The sequence below is a fragment of the Vibrio barjaei genome, assembly GCF_001639065.2.
Lineage (GTDB): Bacteria > Pseudomonadota > Gammaproteobacteria > Enterobacterales > Vibrionaceae > Vibrio > Vibrio barjaei.
In genome coordinates this window covers 19,414-39,168 of record NZ_LQXO02000016.1, presented here as the reverse complement: position 1 = coordinate 39,168, position 19,755 = coordinate 19,414, and the positions used below count along the sequence as shown (strand labels likewise).

Below are 19,755 nucleotides of genomic sequence, written 5' to 3'. Positions count from 1 at the left end.
CTGTTACTTAAGTGAGTCGATAACTTTCTTCGAGATATTAAACTCTTCTTTTGCATAACCAACCGCCTGAATGTCGATGATCATGTCGTAGCCTTCTTTTTTCGCTACTTTTTCAACTGCTTCTTGGATAGTCTTAAACAGCTTCTGCTTTTCTTCCGCTTCACGACGCTGGCTCTCTTTCTCTAGAGCTTGGCCTTTGATCTTGTATTTGCTATCTAGCTGACCAATCTCGATACGTAGTTTCTCGATTTCATCTTTACCTAGTAGCTCACCATCGCGTTGAAGTTTTTCCATCTTCTTAGCTGCATCCGCTTGAATCGCTTGTAGTTCAGCAGCTTTGTCTTTGAACTCATTCTGTAATTTTTGCAGTGTTGCTTCACGCTGTGGAAGTGCTTGGAAAACTTGAAGCGTATTCACATAGCCAATTTTCTGCGCCGCTTCTGCCGCGTTTGCAAACAGTGAAGACGTAAGGATAACTAGGCCAAGTCCAGCCGCTTTCATTAATTTTTTCAAGGTCGATTCCTCTGTTCGTATAGAAACTATTTTCGTTACAAAATATATAGTTAGAAAGTATTACCAATCGTGAAGGTAAAGGCTTCTGTTTTATCACCTTCAAACTTCTTAACTGGCGTTGCGAGTGAGAATACAAGAGGCCCCATTGGAGACATCCATTGTACTGCTACACCTACCGACGCTCGGTAATTCGACGGATCCGAGTAATCGTAATAATACTGGCTTCCAGGCATGTTAGGGTCTGGTGAAACATAAGTAAACTCTGTGTCCCAAAGACTCGCTGCATCAACAAACAAGCTAGTACGAATTTGGTTACGGAACTCGTCCGAGGCAAATGGCGTCGGAACAATCAATTCCATACTGGCAAGTGCTACTGCGTTACCACCCACTGACTGGTCAGTCGCGGAGTAACACGGGTTATTCCCCCCCACATTACCACAACCACCACCATTCGGATCGTTATAAACCGCTTTTGGACCTACCGAGTTCTGACGGAAACCACGTAGTGTTGAGAAACCACCTACATAGAAGTTCTCGTAGAATGGCAGCAAGTTATCGTTGCCATTGGTTTGACCATAACCGTTACCGTAACCTAAGCGACCTTTCAACAATAACGTAAAACTGTGGCTATCGGTAATCGGAAAATACTGTCTTATGTCATATTGAGTCTTGAAGTATTGAACATCCGATCCAGGAACCGTCACTTTACCATAGAGTTTTTGATGGTTACCTGCGGTCGGGAAACGTCCACGGTTTAAATTATTTCGAGTCCATGCTGCCGTTAGGTGGAAATCATCCGTAATCAAGTTACCTTCTGAATCACGATTCTTCTCTTGAGCTTGCAGGAACTTCTCAATTTGAACGTACTCTTTGATATTACCTAATCGGCTATGTGTATAACCACCACCAAACTCTAAGTAGTTCAGTTCATCGACAGGGAAACCCCAAGTCAACGTACCACCATAACTTTGGTCGGTATAGTCAACGATACCTGCTTTCGATGCTTCAAACTCATTGTAGAAAATCTGACCACCAAGACTGACACCGTCTAGGTTCCAATATGGGTCGCGATAATCTAACGTTACGTTTTTCTGATATTTGTTGGTCATCGCACTGATACCAACTCGGTCGCCAGAACCAGCAAAGTTATCTTGCTGAAGACCAACTTGGAAGCTGATACCTGATTCAGTACCATAACCGACACCAAAGTTAATGCTTCCTGAGTTTGCCTCTTTGACATCGTATACCAAGTCTACTTGATCATCAGAACCAGGCACACGAACTGTTTGAACATCAACCGTTTCAAAGAAACCTAATCGGTTCAGACGGTTTTTACCCGTTTCAATAGACTTCGAGTTCAACCAGCTCGATTCCATCTGACGCATTTCACGACGTAACACTTCATCTTTGGTGGAGTTGTTGCCTGTAAATCGAATATCGCGAACATAAATACGGTTTCCAGCTTCAACATTGATGACCAACGATACTTGGTTATTCTCATCGTCAAACTCTGGAATAGTACGTACCTGTGGGTAAGCATAGCCTGCTTCTCCCAAGACGCGCTTAATGTTCTCTTCTAATGCAGTAACACTGGAACCGTTATAAGTATCGCCATTCTTAAATGGAACCATACTTTCGAATTCAGCTTGTTTACCAATTAGTTGGCCACGGAACGTCACATCTTTTACTTGATAAGGTTCACCCTCATCAATACCTAGTGTGATGTAAACGCCTTTCTTGTCAGGAGAAATCGATACCTGAGTCGTATCGACTTTGAACTTTAAGTAGCCGCGATCGAGGTAGAAAGACTTAAGTGCTTCAATATCACCTGCAAGAACTTGCTTCTGGTATTTATCATCTGCAAGGAAGTTCCACCACGCAACATCTACATTCAGGTTAAAACGTGATAACAGTTCTTGATCACTGAATACGGTATTTCCGATAAAGTTGATCTGTTTGATCTTTGCCGAGACACCTTCAGAGAATACAAACTTCAAGTCGGCACGATTACGTGGCAACGGTGTAACCACCGCTTGAACCTTCGCGTTATACTTACCAACACTGTAATAAAAGTCTTCTAAGCCTTTTTCTATATTACTTAACGTCGTGCGGTCCAGTGCTTCACCGACAATAACACCTGAAGCATCAAGGTTTTGCTGTAGTTGCTCTTCCTTAATCGCGCTGTTGCCTGAGAAAGAGATACTCGCAATAGTTGGACGCTCCTTCACACGTATCACCAGTGCGTCTTTATCACGAAGTACCTTAATATCCTCAAAGTTACCCGATTGATAGAGGGCATTAATGATCTCAGAGATATCTTTACTGTCTACCGAATCACCAATACGTACAGGCATTTTCAAAAGAGCAGCACCTAATGCTACCCTTTGCAAACCTTCGATTCGAATGTCCTGTACAACAAAATCCTCAGCCCCATTCGCCGACACGCTGGTCGCTAGTAGAGATGCGAATAGAATATGCTTAATCGCCATACCTGCTCTAATTAATCCTTGCTAATACCGCTGCCTAAATTCTGATATCAAAGGCGTGTAAAATCATTAAAAATTGCTATCAGCATCAATGAGAAGATGATAGCACCTCCCACTCGATACCCCATTTCTTGTACTTTTTCTGGTACTGGTCTTCTAATTACTGCTTCAATTGCAAAGAACAATAAATGTCCCCCATCAAGCATTGGCAATGGTACTAAGTTGATAATACCTAAGTTGACACTAATCAGCGCCAAGAAACCTAAGAAATAGACCAGCCCATAATCTGCGGTTGTCCCTGCCCCTTTCGCAATCGAAATAGGTCCGCTTAGATTGTTTAGGCCAACATCACCCACGATCAGCTTTTTCAGCATAGAGATCGTAAGCTCGATAATTTGTCCTGTTTTCGCGATAGCTTTACCTACAGCTTCAACAGGTCCGTATTGAAGGTCAAAGCGATAACTCGCAGGCCACTCACCAATCTCCGGAGCGATACCCGCAAAGCCAATAACCGTGCCATCTCTCAATTCACGTGACCCTGGAGTTAATGTTGTTGTGAATCGCTCACCGTTTCTCAGCACTTGTATGGTCACAGGGCTATTAGGGTTCGCTTGAATCACATCCACCACTTGTTGCCATTGAGAGATATCTTGCTCTCCAGCCGAGACAATCGTATCACCTACCTGAAGCCCAGCCGCAGCACCTGCTCCGTCTTCGCTCACATTTGTCAGTGTTGTTTTAATCTCTGGGGTATACGGTTTAAAACCAAGCGTCCCCATAGCAGACTCTGTTTCTGGATTAAAGTTCCAGCCCGACAAATCAATTGTTAACTTTTTGTCCGTTCCTATTTGGCTATCTGATGAAACTGTGACCGTCATTTGATTATCGCCAATATGCGATACTAGCCCTAAGTTAACCGATTCCCAGTCCAAGGTTGGCGTACCATCAATGGACTTAAACTCCATTCCTGATGTTAAACCGGCTTGTGCGGCAATCGAGTGCGGGGTAACTTCACCAATAACAGGCTTGACCGCAGGAACACCAATCAAAAAGACCAGCCAGTAAGCAAAGACCGCAAAAAAGAAGTTAAATGCCGGTCCTGCACCTACAATAGCGGTTCTTTTCCAGAGAGGCTTTTTATCAAAGGCATACTTGTGATCAGCTTCAGAGACTTCATCAACTCGACTATCGAGCATCTTGACATAGCCGCCTAAAGGAATAATGGAGATACTGTACTCAGTCCCATCTTTACCGATTTTAGACCAAATAGATTTACCGAAACCTATCGAGAACTTTTCGACATACACACCGCACTTTCGCGCCACCCAAAAGTGGCCGTATTCATGGACGGCGACTAGAATCCCTAGCGCAACAATAAAGGACGCGAAGTTCCAAAGGATGTCTGTCATATCACAAATTCTCTCACTAAATCGAACGCACGAATTCTCGTGCATAGTTTCGAGCCATTCTATCTAGCTCAAGAATAGTTTCCAAGTTATCTAATTGTATAAATTCATTTGCTGAACAGACTTTCGACATAACGCGCTCATTTACCACGCTAATATCAGTAAAACGGATTTTTTCCGATAAGAAGGCCTCAACCGCAATTTCATTTGCGGCATTGATAGCCGTGGTTGCATGTTGCCCTTCAAAACAAGCATCCATTGCTAACGCTAAGCAAGGATACTTAGCATAGTCTGGAGCCATAAAAGTCAGTTCACCGATTGTCGTAAAATCAAGAGGAGCTACACCAGAAGGGATTCGGTCTGGATAAGACATCGAATAAGCAATCGGCGTTGCCATATCTGGCTGTCCCATCTGTGCCAAGACAGAACCATCATTGTATTGCACCATAGAGTGAATCACCGATTGAGGATGAATAACTACTTTTAGCTGCTCTCGATTAGTATTGAATAGCCAGCGAGCCTCAATAAATTCCAAGCCTTTATTCATCATTGTTGCTGAATCAACAGAAATTTTCGGTCCCATTGACCAATTTGGATGAGCAATTGCCTGTGCAGGTGTTACTGAAGAAAGCGCTGAAACGTCAGTATATCGAAAAGGACCACCCGAACCTGTCAAAAGGATATGATTGATACCTGATTCAGCTAAGAGGCAGTTCCCAAGGTTGGTTTGAATATTCGCAGGTAAGCATTGGAATATGGCGTTATGTTCACTATCAACCGGTAGCAACTGTGCACCAGATTCGTTTACGGCGTCCATAAATAGCTTACCAGACATGACCAATGCTTCTTTGTTGGCTAATAGTACCCGTTTACCTGCTTTCACAGCGGCAAGCGTAGGCAACAAACCCGCAGCACCGACGATGGCAGCCATTACAACGTCGACGTCATTGGATTCCGATACCATGCACATGGCTTGTTGACCAAACAGTACTTCGGTTCTCGTATCGCTAGGAAGTAGTCGCTTTAGCTCTGACGCATCCGCCTCTTCATTCAAAACAGCAAACTTGGGCTTCCATACGGAGCAAAGCTCAGCCATTTTGGCTACGTTTTTACCACCAACAAGAGCATAGATAGCGAAAGATGACAGGTTTTCTGAAACGACCTTTAAAGTGCTTGCTCCAATAGAACCAGTAGCGCCTAGAATGGTTAAATTTTGCATGCTATTACAACCGCTTATAAATCAACCAGAGAATAAGAGCTTACTCTCTGGTTGGGAAGATTAGAAAATGAGATAAAGAAGAGCAAATACAGGAAATGCTGCGGTTAGACTGTCCACGCGATCGAGGACACCACCATGACCCGGAATAATGTTACTGCTGTCTTTTATCTTCGACACTCGTTTAAACATACTCTCCACTAAATCGCCAAGCACGGAAATAACAACTGTGGCAAGAGTAATGATAGTCATACTGACATAGCTCGTAAACTGAATATCAAAGAGTAGTGAGCTTCCCCATGCAACAACCAAAGCAGCCGCGATGCCGCCAATCAACCCCTCTATCGTCTTGTTAGGGCTTACATGAGGCGCCATCTTACGCTTACCTAAGCTTTTTCCAGCAAAGTAAGCGCCACTATCGGCAGCCCAAACGATTAAACAGACAAACAGAACCAGCTTTGAACCGTAATAAGGGTCTAGGTAGTAATGCTGTCCTCTCAGGATAACAATGCTCCACAGGAATGGCAGCAAGGTTAGCAGACCAAATAGATGTCGCAATACATTAGAATGTTCCCACAGTCCTGCAGACTTAGGATACGTCATCGCTAGACCACTGGCGACAAGCCACCAGCTAAAACCAATGCCTAATAATAAAAGGTGTGATGAATCCACCAGGTTCAAAGAGACAATGTCAGACGGGACAATGAACAAAGAGAGTCCAACTGCAAGGGCAGGAGGAACTAATGCGAGCAGTCGAGAACGAGTAAGAGTAAATTGAGTCCACTCCCATGCTCCAACAAGCGTGACAGCTGCAACAAAACCTATGAACCAAGTTAATGGCAGTGAAAAAATACCCCAAACCACCAGCGGAGCTAGTACTAGGGCGGTAATAATTCGTTGTTTCAAATTAAATCGTCCTTAATTGGCTTCCATTAACGCTTTGACTTGTTCTCCGGTGCAACCGAAGCGTCTCTCGCGATTCACAAACCAAGTGATTGCCTTGATTAGGCTGTCCTCGTCAAATTCTGGCCAATACTCATCCATGAAATACATTTCGGCATACGCCATTTGCCAAAGCATAAAGTTGCTAATGCGGCATTCGCCACTGGTACGGATCAGTAGGTCGACATCTGGCAGATCGGACATAGTGACACAACGACCGATCATATCTTCAGTAATGTCTTCAGCTGACAACTCACCTCGCTCCACTAACCCAGCCAACGTCTTAGTTGCCTGTAAAATATCCCATTTCCCACCATAGTTTGCAGCGATGTTAACAACAGTACCAGTATTGTTTTCTGTCAACTTCTCTGCTTCGGCGATTTTTCTTTGCAATCTATCGTTAAAGCGAGATTTATCGCCAATGATACAAAGTCTTAGGTTATTCTGATGAAGTTTATTAATTTCACTCGATAGAACGCTAATAAAGAGTTCCATTAACAAGCCAACTTCATCTTCCGGCCTACGCCAATTCTCACTGCTAAATGCAAACAGTGTTACGGCTTGAATATTCAGTTTTGCTGCGGTGGAAATGGTCTTACGGACGGCAGAAACCCCTTTTTTATGCCCGAAAACTCGTGGTTTTCCCTTAGATTTCGCCCAACGTCCATTGCCATCCATGATGATAGCGATATGTTTTGGAAGGGAATCATTGACGATGTGTGAGTTTTGCATAAAAGAGTATAGTTATAATTCGGGTCGGACAGGGTAGCATAAAAAAACGCTGTGCTGTCAGCACAGCGTTCAAACTAGAACTGATTGATGAAATATTAGACTTCCATCAATTCTTTTTCTTTTGCTGCAAGTAGTTCATCAACATTTTTCACTGCTGCATCGGTAAGCTTTTGAATCTCGTCTTGTGCTTTACGATCTTCATCTTCAGAAATTTCTTTATCTTTCAGTAGCGCTTTCAATTCACCGTTAGCGTCGCGACGGATATTACGGATTGCAACGCGGCCACCTTCAGCTTCACCACGAACGATCTTAACTAGGTCTTTACGACGCTCTTCTGTTAGCGGAGGAAGTGGTACGCGGATAACCGTACCCGCAGACATAGGGTTTAAACCTAGGTCAGACGTCAGAATCGCTTTTTCAACTTTAGGCGCAAGCTCTTTATCGAATACTGTAATAGCAAGTGTACGTGCGTCTTCCGCAATAACGTTTGCTACTTGGTTTAGAGGTGTTGGTGCACCGTAATACTCAACAGATAGACCTTGGAGAAGGCTTGGGTGCGCGCGACCTGTGCGGATTTTAGTTAGGTTATTTTTAAGTGCTTCAACACTTTTTGTCATGCGCTCTTGAGCGTCTTGTTGGATTTCGTTAATCACAATATCACCTTAAATAATAGTAACCTGAAAGCCAGTCTGCGTTCAGGCTATGTCCTTCGATAATTCTGGTTAAGAGTGTACTCTTATTCTGCGTCGCTGATAAGTGTGCCTTCTGCCTCACCCATCACAACACGACGCAATGCACCTGGCTTATTCATGTTGAATACGCGGATTGGCATCTTATGGTCACGAGCCAATGTAAATGCCGCCAAGTCCATAACTTTCAGTTCTTTATCTAGAACTGCGTTGTAAGAAAGCTTATCACATAAAACTGCATCAGGGTTAGCCACTGGATCAGCAGTGAAAACACCATCTACTTTTGTTGCTTTAAGCACTACATCGGCTTCAATTTCAATACCGCGAAGACACGCAGCAGAGTCAGTAGTAAAGAATGGGTTACCAGTACCTGCTGAGAAGATCACCACGCGGCCTTGACGTAATTCACGAATAGCATCAGCCCAGTTGTAATCGTCACAGACACCTTTAAGAGGGATAGCAGACATAACACGTGCGTTCACATACGCACGGTGAAGAGCATCACGCATAGCTAGGCCATTCATAACCGTTGCTAGCATACCCATATGGTCACCCACAACGCGGTTCATACCCGCTTCAGCAAGGCCAGCACCACGGAACAAGTTACCACCACCAATGACCACACCAACTTGAACACCTAGTTCAACCAGTTCTTTAACCTCTTGTGCCATACGGTCAAGGATTTTTGGATCGATACCAAAGCCTTCCTCGCCTTGTAGCGCTTCACCACTAAGTTTTAACAGAATACGTTGATAAGCTGGTTTAGGGTTCGTTGTCATGAAGTATACCTTCCAAAGAGTTATCGATTAACGGTCATGGCTTGAGACTAGTATAGACTCAACTCGTGACGGCTAAAAAATGACAGATAGCCTAGTCGTAAAAAGACCGTAGCCAAGGCTACGGTCTTTTCATCAACAAATCATCAAGGATTAACCTTTCTGAGCTGCTGCTACTTCGTCAGCGAAGCTCATTTGCTCGCCCTTGTCGATGCCTTCACCAACTTCTAGACGAACAAAAGTAGCTACTGAAGCGCCACGCTCTTTAAGGATTTCGCCAACAGTTTTCTTTGGCTCCATTACGAACGCTTGACCAGTTAGAGAGATTTCGCCAGTGAATTTCTTCATGCGGCCGATAACCATCTTCTCAGCGATCTCTTGTGGCTTACCTTCGTTCATAGCGATTTCAACTTGAACTTCTTTCTCTTTAGCAACTACGTCTGCTGGAACGTCTTCTGGGTTAACGAACTCAGGCTTAGAAGCAGCAACGTGCATTGCAACGTGCTTAAGAGTTTCTGCGTCGCCTTCACCAGCAACAACAACACCGATCTTCTCACCGTGACGGTAAGTAGCGATAGCTGCGCCTTCAACGTATTGTACGCGACGGATGTTGATGTTCTCACCGATCTTAGCAACAAGAGTAACACGCTCGTCTTCGAACTTAGCTACTAGCTCTTCAGCAGTTGCTTTAGTTGCTAGTGCGTCAGCAGCTACTTTCTCAGCAAATGCTGTGAAGTTTGCATCTTTAGCAACGAAGTCAGTTTGGCAGTTAACTTCAAGAAGAGCAGCAACGCCGTTCTCTTCTTTAATGATGATCGCGCCTTCAGCAGCGATGTTACCTGCTTTTTTAGCAGCTTTAGCAGCGCCAGACTTACGCATGTTTTCAATTGCTAGTTCGATGTCGCCGTTAGTTTCAACAAGCGCTTTCTTACATTCCATCATGCCTGCGCCAGTGCGGTCGCGCAGTTCTTTAACTAGAGCAGCAGTAACAGCCATTCTCTATTCCTCAGTTGATTCTGATTAGGGTAAAAATCAGGGGCTCTCATTCGGCCCCTGATGCTAACTATAACTCAGTTTATATGAAGACTAGATGTCTACGAAACTAAGTGTGACTTCGAGCCGCTATTATTCAGCTTCTTCTACGAAACCGTCTTTGTCAGCTACAGCTGCAACGTCTTTGTTACGACCTTCTTTAACCGAGTCTGCAGCAGCGTTTAGATAAAGCTGTACTGCACGGATTGCATCGTCGTTACCTGGGATAACGTAGTCAACGCCGTCTGGGTTAGAGTTAGTATCAACAACAGCAAATACTGGGATACCTAGGTTGTTTGCTTCTTTAACAGCGATGTGCTCGTGATCAGCGTCGATTACGAATAGAGCGTCTGGTAGGCCGCCCATGTTCTTGATACCACCAAGAGACTTCTCTAGCTTCTCCATTTCACGAGTGCGCATTAGAGCTTCTTTCTTAGTTAGTTTCTCGAAAGTACCGTCTTGAGACTGTGCTTCGAAATCTTTTAGACGCTTGATAGACTGACGAACTGTTTTGTAGTTCGTTAGCATACCGCCCAACCAACGGTTGTTCACGTAGAACTGGTCAGCGTTGATTGCAGCTTCTTTAACAGCTTCAGATGCAGCGCGCTTAGTACCAACGAAAAGAACTTTACCTTTCTTCTCACCGATTTTAGCTAGCTCAGCTAGTGCATCGTTGAACATTGGTACAGTTTTTTCTAGGTTGATGATATGAACGCGGTTACGAGCACCAAAGATGAATGGCTTCATTTTTGGGTTCCAGTAACGAGTCTGGTGACCGAAGTGAACACCAGCTTTTAGCATATCGCGCATTGATACAGTTGCCATTTTAAATTCCTCTATGGGGTTAGGCCTCCACATTTCCCATGAATCCGACTTGGTATGAATGATTACTCAAGCACCCCGGAACATGTGACGAAATGTGTGTGATTTAAATTAAAGTTAATGGAAACAAAACCGAGCTCGCCGATTCGAAGAAACTAAGTCCTGTTTCCGGCGCGCTTTATACCATAATTTGGCCACTGATTTCTACAAAAATCGCAATAAATGTACAAAGTGCAATCATCACAGCAGTGAGTTTTTAACTAAACCCAACTAAAATGAATCACGTACATAACTACAAACGAGTTTTATTCTTGTTGCGCTTAATCTCGCCACTGATAGAATAACCCGTCAATTTAGAAAGCAGAGAACACAGATGTCTATCAAAATCAAAACTGAAGCTGAAATCGAAAGAATGCGTATCGCAGGTAAGCTTGCAGCAGAGCTTTTAGAAATGATCGAACCTCATGTCAAAGAAGGGGTATCGACCGAAGAGCTCGATAGAATTTGTGCTGATTACACTCGTGAACGTGGTGCTTACTCAGCCCCACTTGATTATCACGGTTATCCAAAATCAATCTGCACATCGATCAACCATATTGTTTGTCATGGTATCCCAGCAGAACAAGATGCAATGGGTACCACAGGTAAACTAAAACCGGCTGTTCTGAAAAATGGTGATATCGTCAACGTAGACGTGACCGTTATCATTCCTAACGATGAAAATGCCTCACTAGACACTCGTCCAGAAGGTTATCACGGTGACACATCAAAAATGTTCTTAGTCGGTGATGTTTCACCTGCAGATAAGCGCCTATGCATGGTTGCTCAAGAAGCACTGTATTTAGGTATGAAGACCGTCAAACCAGGCTCCACGGTTGGTGCTATCGGTACTGAGATCGAAAAATTCATTAAAACGAACAACAAGAACAATCCACGTAATAAGTTCTCTATCGTGAAGGATTTTTGTGGCCACGGTATCGGCTCTGAGTTCCATGAAGAGCCACAAGTGGTTCATTACAAAAACAATGACCGCCGTGTACTAAAAGAAGGTATGGTGTTCACTATTGAACCAATGATCAATGCTGGTAAATTTGGCTGCAGCATCGACGCTGAAGACGACTGGACAGTCTACACTGGCGATGGCAAAAACTCTGCGCAATGGGAACATACGATTGTGGTAACCAAAACAGGTTGCGAAGTATTGACCTTACGTAGTGACGAATCTATTCCTCGCCATATGAACAATATCTAGCCATTTCGATTCGATTCAAAAATATCCCCAACTATTGGGGATATTTTTTTATCTGAATCATTTTGGTATAACCGTAGTTAGAAACTTTTTTGCTTGCACGGATCGCACTCATGACTTTTCAGAGCCCAACCACATTTAGCGACGAACAACTCACGATCAGCGAGTTAAAGTCACAGTTAGAAACCTTTTCTGAACATCAGAAACAGGAGTTCTTAATTCACCACCCTATTACCGATTTGGTCCTGGGTCGCTCAGATTACATTGACCAACTACTTAAGCGGTTATGGCAGTTTACTGGTCTCGCCAACCAAACCAACCTAGCGTTAGTGGCTGTAGGTGGATATGGTCGCGGTGAGCTGCACCCACTATCGGATATCGATATTCTGGTGGTCTCGCGCAAAAAGCTTCCAGCGAACCTTGAAAGTACCATCAGTGAATTTATAACCCTACTTTGGGATCTTAGATTAGAAGTCGGCCACGCGGTAAGAACCGTTCAAGAATGCCTTGAAATCGGCCAGTCGGACTTAACCGTCGCCACCAATCTTCAAGAGGCGCGTTTGTTATGTGGCAGCGAAGACACCTTCTCCTTACTCAAAAGCCAGATTGACTCGGAAGAATTTTGGCCCTCAGAAACCTTTTATCACGCAAAAATCGAAGAACAACGCACTCGTCACGCCAAGTACCACGACACCACCTACAATCTGGAACCAGATATTAAATCAACACCGGGCGGATTGCGTGATATTCATACTCTAAGTTGGGTAGCGCGCAGCCACTTTGGAGCTACCTCTTTGTACGAGATGAGCCGATTTGGTTTCCTCACTGACGCCGAATACCGAGAACTCGTCGAGTGCCAGAACTTTCTCTGGCGCGTGCGCTTTGCACTACACATCGAACTACGACGCTACGACAATCGATTAACCTTCGCTCATCAAGCTCAAGTGGCCGAGAACTTAGGTTTTGTCGGTGAAGGTAACGTAGCGGTCGAAATGATGATGAAAGAATTCTATCGAACACTACGACGTGTCGCTGAACTGAATAAGATGTTGCTGAAACTATTTGATCAAGCCATCGTCAATAAAGGTAAGATTCAAGACGCTATCATCATTAACGATGATTTCCAGCGCAGAGGCAAACTCATAGAAGCAAGAAAGCCAGCGCTATTTCAAGCTAGACCAGAAACCATCTTAGATATGTTTATTCATATCGCTAATGACTCGAGTATTGAAGGTGTCAGCCCAGCAACATTGCGTCAGTTACGCACTGCTCGACGTCGATTAAACAAGTTTTTGCACACCATTCCGGCAGCAAGAGAGAAGTTTATGGATCTGGTTCGCCACCCGAACGCGCTGCATCGAGCGTTCCGCCTAATGCACAAACTAGGGGTTTTATCGGCCTACCTGCCCCAGTGGAGTCAGATCGTCGGACAAATGCAATTTGACCTGTTTCATGTCTATACCGTTGACGAACACAGTGTCCGCCTGCTGAATCATATTCACACCTTTAGCATCGAGGAAAACTACTCTAAGCACCCCATTTGCTGTGAGGTCTATCCTCGTATGCAGAAAAAAGAACTGCTTATCCTCGCAGCTATTTTTCATGACATAGGTAAAGGTCGAGGTGGTGATCACTCTGAGATCGGCGCTGTCGAAGCGTATGATTTCTGTATGGAACATGGCTTGTCAAAACCAGAAGCCAAACTGGTCTCTTGGTTGGTTCAAAATCACCTTTTGATGTCGGTTACCGCTCAACGTCGTGATATTTACGACCCAGATGTGATCATCGAATTTGCCAAAAAAGTTCGCGATGAAGAATACCTTGAGTATCTAGTCTGCCTCACTGTTGCCGACATTTGTGCCACGAACCCTGAGCTATGGAACAGTTGGAAGCGAACCTTACTTGCCGAGCTCTTCTATTCCACACAGCGAGCACTGAGAAGAGGCTTAGAAAATCCCGTCGATGTGCGTGATCGCATTCGACACAATCAACAACTTTCTTCAGCGCTTCTACGTAAGCAAGGCTTTAACGCTCGCGAAATCGAAGTACTTTGGCAACGATTCAAGGCTGACTATTTCCTTAGGCATACTCATAAGCAGATTGCCTGGCACAGCGAACATATCCTTAATGCCGATGACCCTTCTAAGCCTCTGGTACTGATGAGTAAGAATGCGACACGTGGCGGCACTGAAGTCTTTGTTTATTGCCAAGATCAACCTGCGTTATTTGCCACAGTCGTTGCAGAACTCGATCGCCGCAATTTTAACGTGCATGACGCGCAAATCATGACCAGTAAGGACGGTTTCGTCTTAGATACCTTTATGGTGCTTGATCAGCATGGTGATGCCATTGATGTAGAGCGACACTCTGCCGTGATCAAGCATTTGGTTCATGTCTTGGAGGATGGACGCCCTACCCGCGTGAAAACGCGTCGCGCGCCCAGAAACCTAAAGCATTTCAATGTAAAAACTCAGGTCGACTTTTTACCCACTAAGGGGAAAAAGCGCACGCTGATGGAACTGGTCGCCTTGGACGCTCCAGGCTTACTAGCAAAAGTGGGGGCAACATTTGCCCAGCTTGGCGTTAATCTACATGCGGCGAAAATCACCACTATTGGCGAACGTGCAGAAGACTTATTTATCTTAACGAGTGCAACGGGTGGCAGGCTGTCTGAAGAGGAACAGAGCCAGCTAAAACAAAAACTGCATGACACAATTTCAGAACAAATTGCTAGTTAGAAAATAGTTATCAGTAATAATGACTGGCCACACCGTCGTGGCCAGTTGTCTAAATTAAAATTGCGCATCATTTAAGCGATCTCGTCCACATTTCTCTCTTATTTGTCTAATTATCAGCTATCTACCACATTAATTGCCTGCTACAGTTGTAGAGAAAACACACTGCAATAAGAGGTAACTTATGTATCCAAACCTCACAGGTTTAGGCATTCACGATCCTAAACAAATTGAGCGTTACTCACTACGACAAGAAGCGCACAAGGATGTGTTGAAGATATACTTTCATAAGCAAAAGGGCGAGCTCTTCGCCAAAAGCGTTAAGTTTAAGTATCCAAGACAAGTAAAGAATGTTCGAGTTAACAGCAGCAGTGGCAATTACAAAGAAGTCACCGAAATTAACCGTAACCTCACGCTTGTTATTGATGAATTGAATAAACTCACCAAACCTGTAGAAGTCGCAGAAGTCGATGTTAAGCAGAAAATCCTCACCGATCTTCGCCACTTAGAAAAAGTCGTTTCTAGCAAAATTGCTGAGATTGAAGCGGATTTAGAAAAGTTAAAATAATCAAAAAAAATGCTCCCATTGGGAGCATTTTTTATAGGCTTATCTATTAAGGCGTATAGAACGTTGCAGCGCCTGGACCTACTGGTAGACCTAGTAAGAATACCCAGATGTAGAACAGTAAACTCCAACCTACCAAGAAACAGATAGAGTACGGCAACATAGTTGCGATTAGCGTACCAATACCGAGATTCTTCATATAGCGTGTTGCCACTGCCAGAATCAGTCCAAAGTAGCTCATCATTGGTGTGATGATGTTAGTGGTTGAATCACCAATACGGTATGCCGCCTGAATGGTTTCAGGAGCGTAACCAACCAACATAAGCATTGGAACAAAGATAGGTGCTGTTACAGCCCACTGTGCAGACGCTGAACCAATCATTAGGTTGATAAAGCCACACATTAGGATAAATGCGAAAAACAGAGCAGGGCCTGTTAGACCGATAGTCTGTAGGAAGTCAGCACCCGCTACAGCAAATACCTGACCAAAGTTCGTCCACTTAAAGAAAGCAACAAATTGTGCAGCAAAGAATACCAACACAATGTACATCCCCATCGAAGACATAGACTTCGACATCGCATCGATCACGTCACGGTCATTCTTCATAGAACCCGTCACTTTACCGTAAACAAAGCCCGGAATCGCGAAGAAGACAAAGATGAATGCTACGATGCTCTTCAAGAAAGGAGAGCCAGCAATCTGACCATCAGCAGTACGAAGCACGCCATTTTCAGGAACAACAGTTGATGCAATGATCGCACTTACAACCAGTACTGCAATACCTGCCATTTTCAGGCCTTTCTTTTCTACCGCAGTCAGTGAACCCATACTGTCATTAGAAAGATCTTCTGCTGCCTCTTCTTCATTGTATTTACCCAGTTTAGGCTCAACGATTTTTTCGGTAACAAAGGCACCTGTAATCGCTATGAAGAAGGTCGACACAAACATAAAGTACCAGTTAACCTCTGGGCCAACGGTATAGTTTGGATCAATCATTTGTGCGGCAGTTTCAGTAATACCTGATAGTAGTGGATCCACAGTACCAATTAATAGGTTTGCTGAATAACCACCAGATACACCAGCAAACGCTGCTGCAAGACCTGCTAGAGGGTGACGTCCTAAAGAGTGGAACAGCATCGCTGCCAATGGAATAAGTACGACGTAACCAAGCTCTGAAGCTGTGTTAGAGATAATACCTGCAAATACGACGGTTACTGTTACCATGCGCTGAGACGCACCCATAACAAGACCACGCATTGCGGCAGATAGCATGCCAGAGTGTTCAGCAATTGCTACACCCAGCATAGCGACAAGAACCGTTCCTAATGGCGCAAAACCTGTGAAGTTTTTCACTAAGTTTGTCACGATTAGCTGTAAGCCTTCTGCGTTCAATAAGCTCACGACTTTAATCATGCCGTCTGCTGCACGACCAGCAGCGCCTTCTGGGCGCGGATCGGCTACCGCTACGTCAAAGTAGCCGGCAATGCCTGACATAACTAAGATAGCAACACAGAAAATAGCAAACAGTGTGATCGGGTGGGGTAATAGATTCCCCAAGTACTCTACCGCGTCAAGAAAACGGGTAAATAGAGGCTTTTTTGGCTTGTTGTGTTTCATTGTGGCAGATGAACTCATCTGTCCCCTCCTTTTTTATTTGTCCTAGCATTCTTTACAAAGCCATGGTCGATTCCTGACAACTTTGTAAAAAAGCAGCCGCAGGGTACGTGAGGGAGCTCAACATTAAAAGCCGAAAATGTTGCTAATTGTAAATATTGCGCAATTTACATCCAGTCATTTAGCAAAAACACAACAACTTATAATGACAAAAATATAAAACAAAAAATAACAATCTCGTGACATATTTACCTTTTAGTAATATCGACAACCGATTAGGGCTAAAAAAAGCTCAACTAAATCATCATTGAAAACACACTCCGCTTCTGAAATGATGGATTGTGATTTATGTGAACTAGGACTCAATTCGTGACTTACTCATTGGAGCCAATTGGCATCATTCATTCTCCTTACAAAGAGAAGTTTGCTGTACCGAGACAACCTCGATTAGTCTCGAGCGCCACCGCAACAATTGCCTTGCAAGGTGACATCAATTGTCTAGAAGCCGTTCGTGGCCTTGAACAGTTTTCTCACCTTTGGTTGCTGTTTCTCTTTGACCAAAACCTTTCCGCAGGCTGGAAACCTACAGTGAGACCACCTCGATTAGGAGGTAATGAACGAGTCGGAGTATTAGCCAGCCGCGCGACATTTCGTCCCAATGGTATTGGGATGTCTTCAGTTGAATTAAAAGGTATTCGCAGGCAAGGTTCCCAAGTCCTTATTGATGTGGGCAGTGTTGATCTTGTCGATGGCACCCCAATAGTCGATATCAAGCCTTATATCCCTTATTCAGACTCAATCCCTGATGCCATCGGTGGCTATGCGGAATCGGAACCCGAATCGATAGAAATCGCGTTTTCAGACATCGCATTAGAGGTACTTGCTAAGGACAAAGAGGTTGCGTATAAAACGCAAGTCATCAAAGAGGTACTCGCTCAAGACCCCCGACCCGCTTATAAAAAGAGTAAGGTTGATAATAAGGAATACGGAGTGAGGCTCTTCGATTGGAACGTAAAATTCAAAATAATCGCGCAACAAGCCTTGGTAACCTCCATTGACTCTTTGTAGAAAGCAAATTGGCTGATATCATAAGCGGCTTAACTTGATTTGGGTCTTCAGCCCAAATCCTCTATTAACATAATGAACGGATACCCATAAATGCGTACCAGTAACTATCTTCTTTCTACTCTGAAGGAGACACCAAACGACGCAGAAGTTGTAAGTCACCAGCTCATGCTGCGTGCAGGTATGATTCGTAAACTAGCTTCAGGTTTATACACCTGGCTACCTACGGGTCTACGTGTTCTGCGTAAAGTCGAAAACATCGTTCGCCAAGAGATCGATAATGCAGGTGCAGTTGAGACTTTGATGCCCGTAGTGCAGCCGTTTGAACTATGGGAAGAAACAGGCCGATCTGAAAAGATGGGTGCGGAACTACTTCGCTTCACTGATCGCCACACGCGTCCGTTTGTTCTTAGCCCAACGGCTGAAGAAGTTATCACTAGCCTTGTTCGCAACGAAGTAAGTTCTTATAAGCAACTTCCACTGAACCTATATCAGATTCAAACTAAGTTCCGTGATGAGCGTCGCCCTCGTTTTGGTGTTATGCGTGCGCGTGAATTCTCGATGATGGATGCGTACAGCTTCGATATCGACAAAGAAGGTCTAGAAAAATCTTACCAAGCGATGCACGAGGCATACTGTAAAGCCTTCGATCGCATGGGTCTAGATTACCGTCCAGTACTAGCAGATACTGGCGCCATCGGTGGTAACGGTTCACATGAATTCCATGTATTGGCAGAAAGCGGTGAAGACTTAATTGCCTTCTCTTCTGAATCTGACTATGCCGCTAATATCGAAAAAGCGGAAGCGTTAGCCCCTGCCGTGGATCTTGCAGTTCCAACTCAAGAGATGACGCAGGTTGATACGCCAAATGCTAAAACCATTGCAGAACTTGTAGAACAGTTCGATCTACCAATCGAGAAAACGGTAAAAACACTGTTTGTGAAAGCGTCTGAAGAAATCGATGCACCACTGGTTGGTCTTATCATTCGTGGTGACCACGAGCTTAACGAGATCAAAGCAGAGAAACTGGCTGAAATCGCTTCACCGCTAGAAATGGCGACAGAAGAAGAGATTCGTGCTGCTATCGGCGCTGGTCCTGGCTCTCTTGGTCCAGTTGGCCTTGAACTGCCATTTATCGTTGACCGCTCTGTTGCAGTAATGAGTGACTTTGGAGCGGGCGCAAACATTGATGACAAACACTACTTTGGCATCAACTGGGGCCGCGATGTAGAGTTAGGTAAAGTTGAAGATCTACGTAATGTTGTTGAAGGTGACCCTAGCCCATGTGGTCAAGGTACTATTCAGCTTAAGCGTGGTATCGAAGTTGGTCACATCTTCCAGCTTGGCAAAAACTACTCAGAGAAAATGAACTGTGGTGTACTTGGTCCAGATGGTAAAAATACCATTCTAGAGATGGGTTGCTACGGTATCGGTGTTTCTCGTGTAGTTGCTTCTGCAATTGAGCAAAACAACGACAAATACGGCATTATTTGGCCAGATGCGATTGCTCCATTCCAAGTAGCCATAGTTCCGATGAACATGCACAAATCTGAGCGCGTTAAAGAAGCAGCAGAGAAGCTATACGCTGAACTAACTGCTGCTGGTATCGAAGTTCTGTTCGATGACCGAAAAGAACGTCCAGGCGTAATGTTCTCTGACATCGAACTTATCGGTATTCCTCATACGATCGTTATTGGCGACCGTAGCATGGACGAAGGTAACTTCGAGTATAAGAACCGTCGCACTGGTGATAAGACTCCAGTTGCCATGGAACAGATCGTAGCGCACGTTACCTCGCAGCTAGCGTAATACTGCGTTATCGCGACTGGTCCTCTGCACCAGACGAGCTAAATTTTATCTTTAAGGCCGCTTACGCGGCCTTTTTTATCACCTTCATATTCTGTTCATCTTC

At 44.4% G+C, this 19,755-nt stretch carries 16 protein-coding genes; 5 read left to right on the top strand and 11 right to left on the bottom strand.

Annotation, left to right across the window (positions count from 1 at the left end; all coding sequences use genetic code 11):
- Positions 1-3 precede the first annotated feature (3 nt).
- The 10 genes from AWH66_RS10255 to rpsB all read right to left on the bottom strand — a co-directional run bounded on the left by AWH66_RS10255 (position 4) and on the right by rpsB (position 10,617).
- Positions 4-513 carry an OmpH family outer membrane protein gene (locus AWH66_RS10255; RefSeq protein ID WP_038223300.1) on the bottom strand — a complete coding sequence of 170 codons (510 nt, stop codon included), beginning with the start codon at positions 511-513 and terminating at the stop codon, positions 4-6.
- Positions 514-563: 50 nt separating this feature from the next.
- On the bottom strand, positions 564-3,002 hold the full coding sequence (gene bamA, locus AWH66_RS10250; protein ID WP_063604046.1) for an outer membrane protein assembly factor BamA: 2,439 nt from the start codon (positions 3,000-3,002) through the stop codon (positions 564-566).
- Between the two features lie 47 nt (positions 3,003-3,049).
- On the bottom strand, positions 3,050-4,408 hold the full coding sequence (gene rseP / locus AWH66_RS10245; RefSeq protein WP_063604045.1) for a sigma E protease regulator RseP: 1,359 nt from the start codon (positions 4,406-4,408) through the stop codon (positions 3,050-3,052).
- A gap of 16 nt (positions 4,409-4,424) precedes the next feature.
- Entirely contained in the window at positions 4,425-5,624 is a 1,200-nt protein-coding gene (ispC, locus tag AWH66_RS10240; RefSeq protein WP_063604044.1) for a 1-deoxy-D-xylulose-5-phosphate reductoisomerase, read from the bottom strand.
- A gap of 60 nt (positions 5,625-5,684) precedes the next feature.
- The gene (locus AWH66_RS10235; protein ID WP_063604043.1) at positions 5,685-6,527 is read right to left on the bottom strand and encodes a phosphatidate cytidylyltransferase; all 843 of its coding nucleotides are present in this window, start codon (positions 6,525-6,527) and stop codon (positions 5,685-5,687) included.
- A gap of 12 nt (positions 6,528-6,539) precedes the next feature.
- A complete protein-coding gene (locus AWH66_RS10230) occupies positions 6,540-7,295 on the bottom strand; it encodes an isoprenyl transferase (RefSeq protein ID WP_063604042.1) in 756 nt (251 codons plus the stop codon).
- A gap of 95 nt (positions 7,296-7,390) precedes the next feature.
- Positions 7,391-7,948, bottom strand: coding sequence for a ribosome recycling factor (gene frr, locus AWH66_RS10225; protein WP_063604041.1), 558 nt, complete (start codon positions 7,946-7,948; stop codon positions 7,391-7,393).
- An 83-nt stretch (positions 7,949-8,031) separates the two neighbouring features.
- Positions 8,032-8,763 carry a UMP kinase gene (gene pyrH / locus AWH66_RS10220; RefSeq protein WP_063604040.1) on the bottom strand — a complete coding sequence of 244 codons (732 nt, stop codon included), beginning with the start codon at positions 8,761-8,763 and terminating at the stop codon, positions 8,032-8,034.
- A gap of 150 nt (positions 8,764-8,913) precedes the next feature.
- Positions 8,914-9,756: a translation elongation factor Ts gene (tsf, locus tag AWH66_RS10215; protein WP_063604039.1), complete on the bottom strand. Its 843-nt coding sequence runs from the start codon at positions 9,754-9,756 to the stop codon at positions 8,914-8,916.
- 129 nt (positions 9,757-9,885) lie between these two features.
- Entirely contained in the window at positions 9,886-10,617 is a 732-nt protein-coding gene (gene rpsB, locus AWH66_RS10210; protein WP_143081490.1) for a 30S ribosomal protein S2, read from the bottom strand.
- A gap of 370 nt (positions 10,618-10,987) precedes the next feature.
- Between rpsB and map the strand changes: the two genes are divergently transcribed.
- The 3 genes from map to AWH66_RS10195 all read left to right on the top strand — a co-directional run bounded on the left by map (position 10,988) and on the right by AWH66_RS10195 (position 15,166).
- Entirely contained in the window at positions 10,988-11,866 is an 879-nt protein-coding gene (map, locus tag AWH66_RS10205) for a type I methionyl aminopeptidase (RefSeq protein WP_063604037.1), read from the top strand.
- Between the two features lie 110 nt (positions 11,867-11,976).
- A complete protein-coding gene (gene glnD, locus AWH66_RS10200) occupies positions 11,977-14,601 on the top strand; it encodes a bifunctional uridylyltransferase/uridylyl-removing protein GlnD (RefSeq protein ID WP_063604036.1) in 2,625 nt (874 codons plus the stop codon).
- Positions 14,602-14,782: 181 nt separating this feature from the next.
- Positions 14,783-15,166 (top strand): DUF3461 family protein, encoded by a 384-nt coding sequence (locus AWH66_RS10195; RefSeq protein WP_006072480.1) that lies wholly within the window; start codon positions 14,783-14,785, stop codon positions 15,164-15,166.
- Between the two features lie 46 nt (positions 15,167-15,212).
- Here AWH66_RS10195 and AWH66_RS10190 read toward each other — a convergent pair whose 3' ends face one another.
- Entirely contained in the window at positions 15,213-16,799 is a 1,587-nt protein-coding gene (locus AWH66_RS10190; protein ID WP_063604035.1) for an AbgT family transporter, read from the bottom strand.
- 348 nt (positions 16,800-17,147) lie between these two features.
- On the opposite strand from AWH66_RS10190, the gene tsaA reads away from it, so the two are divergent.
- Positions 17,148-17,846: a tRNA (N6-threonylcarbamoyladenosine(37)-N6)-methyltransferase TrmO gene (gene tsaA, locus AWH66_RS10185; RefSeq protein WP_063604034.1), complete on the top strand. Its 699-nt coding sequence runs from the start codon at positions 17,148-17,150 to the stop codon at positions 17,844-17,846.
- A 90-nt stretch (positions 17,847-17,936) separates the two neighbouring features.
- Positions 17,937-19,652, top strand: coding sequence for a proline--tRNA ligase (locus AWH66_RS10180; protein WP_063604033.1), 1,716 nt, complete (start codon positions 17,937-17,939; stop codon positions 19,650-19,652).
- The last annotated feature ends 103 nt before the right edge of the window (positions 19,653-19,755 follow it).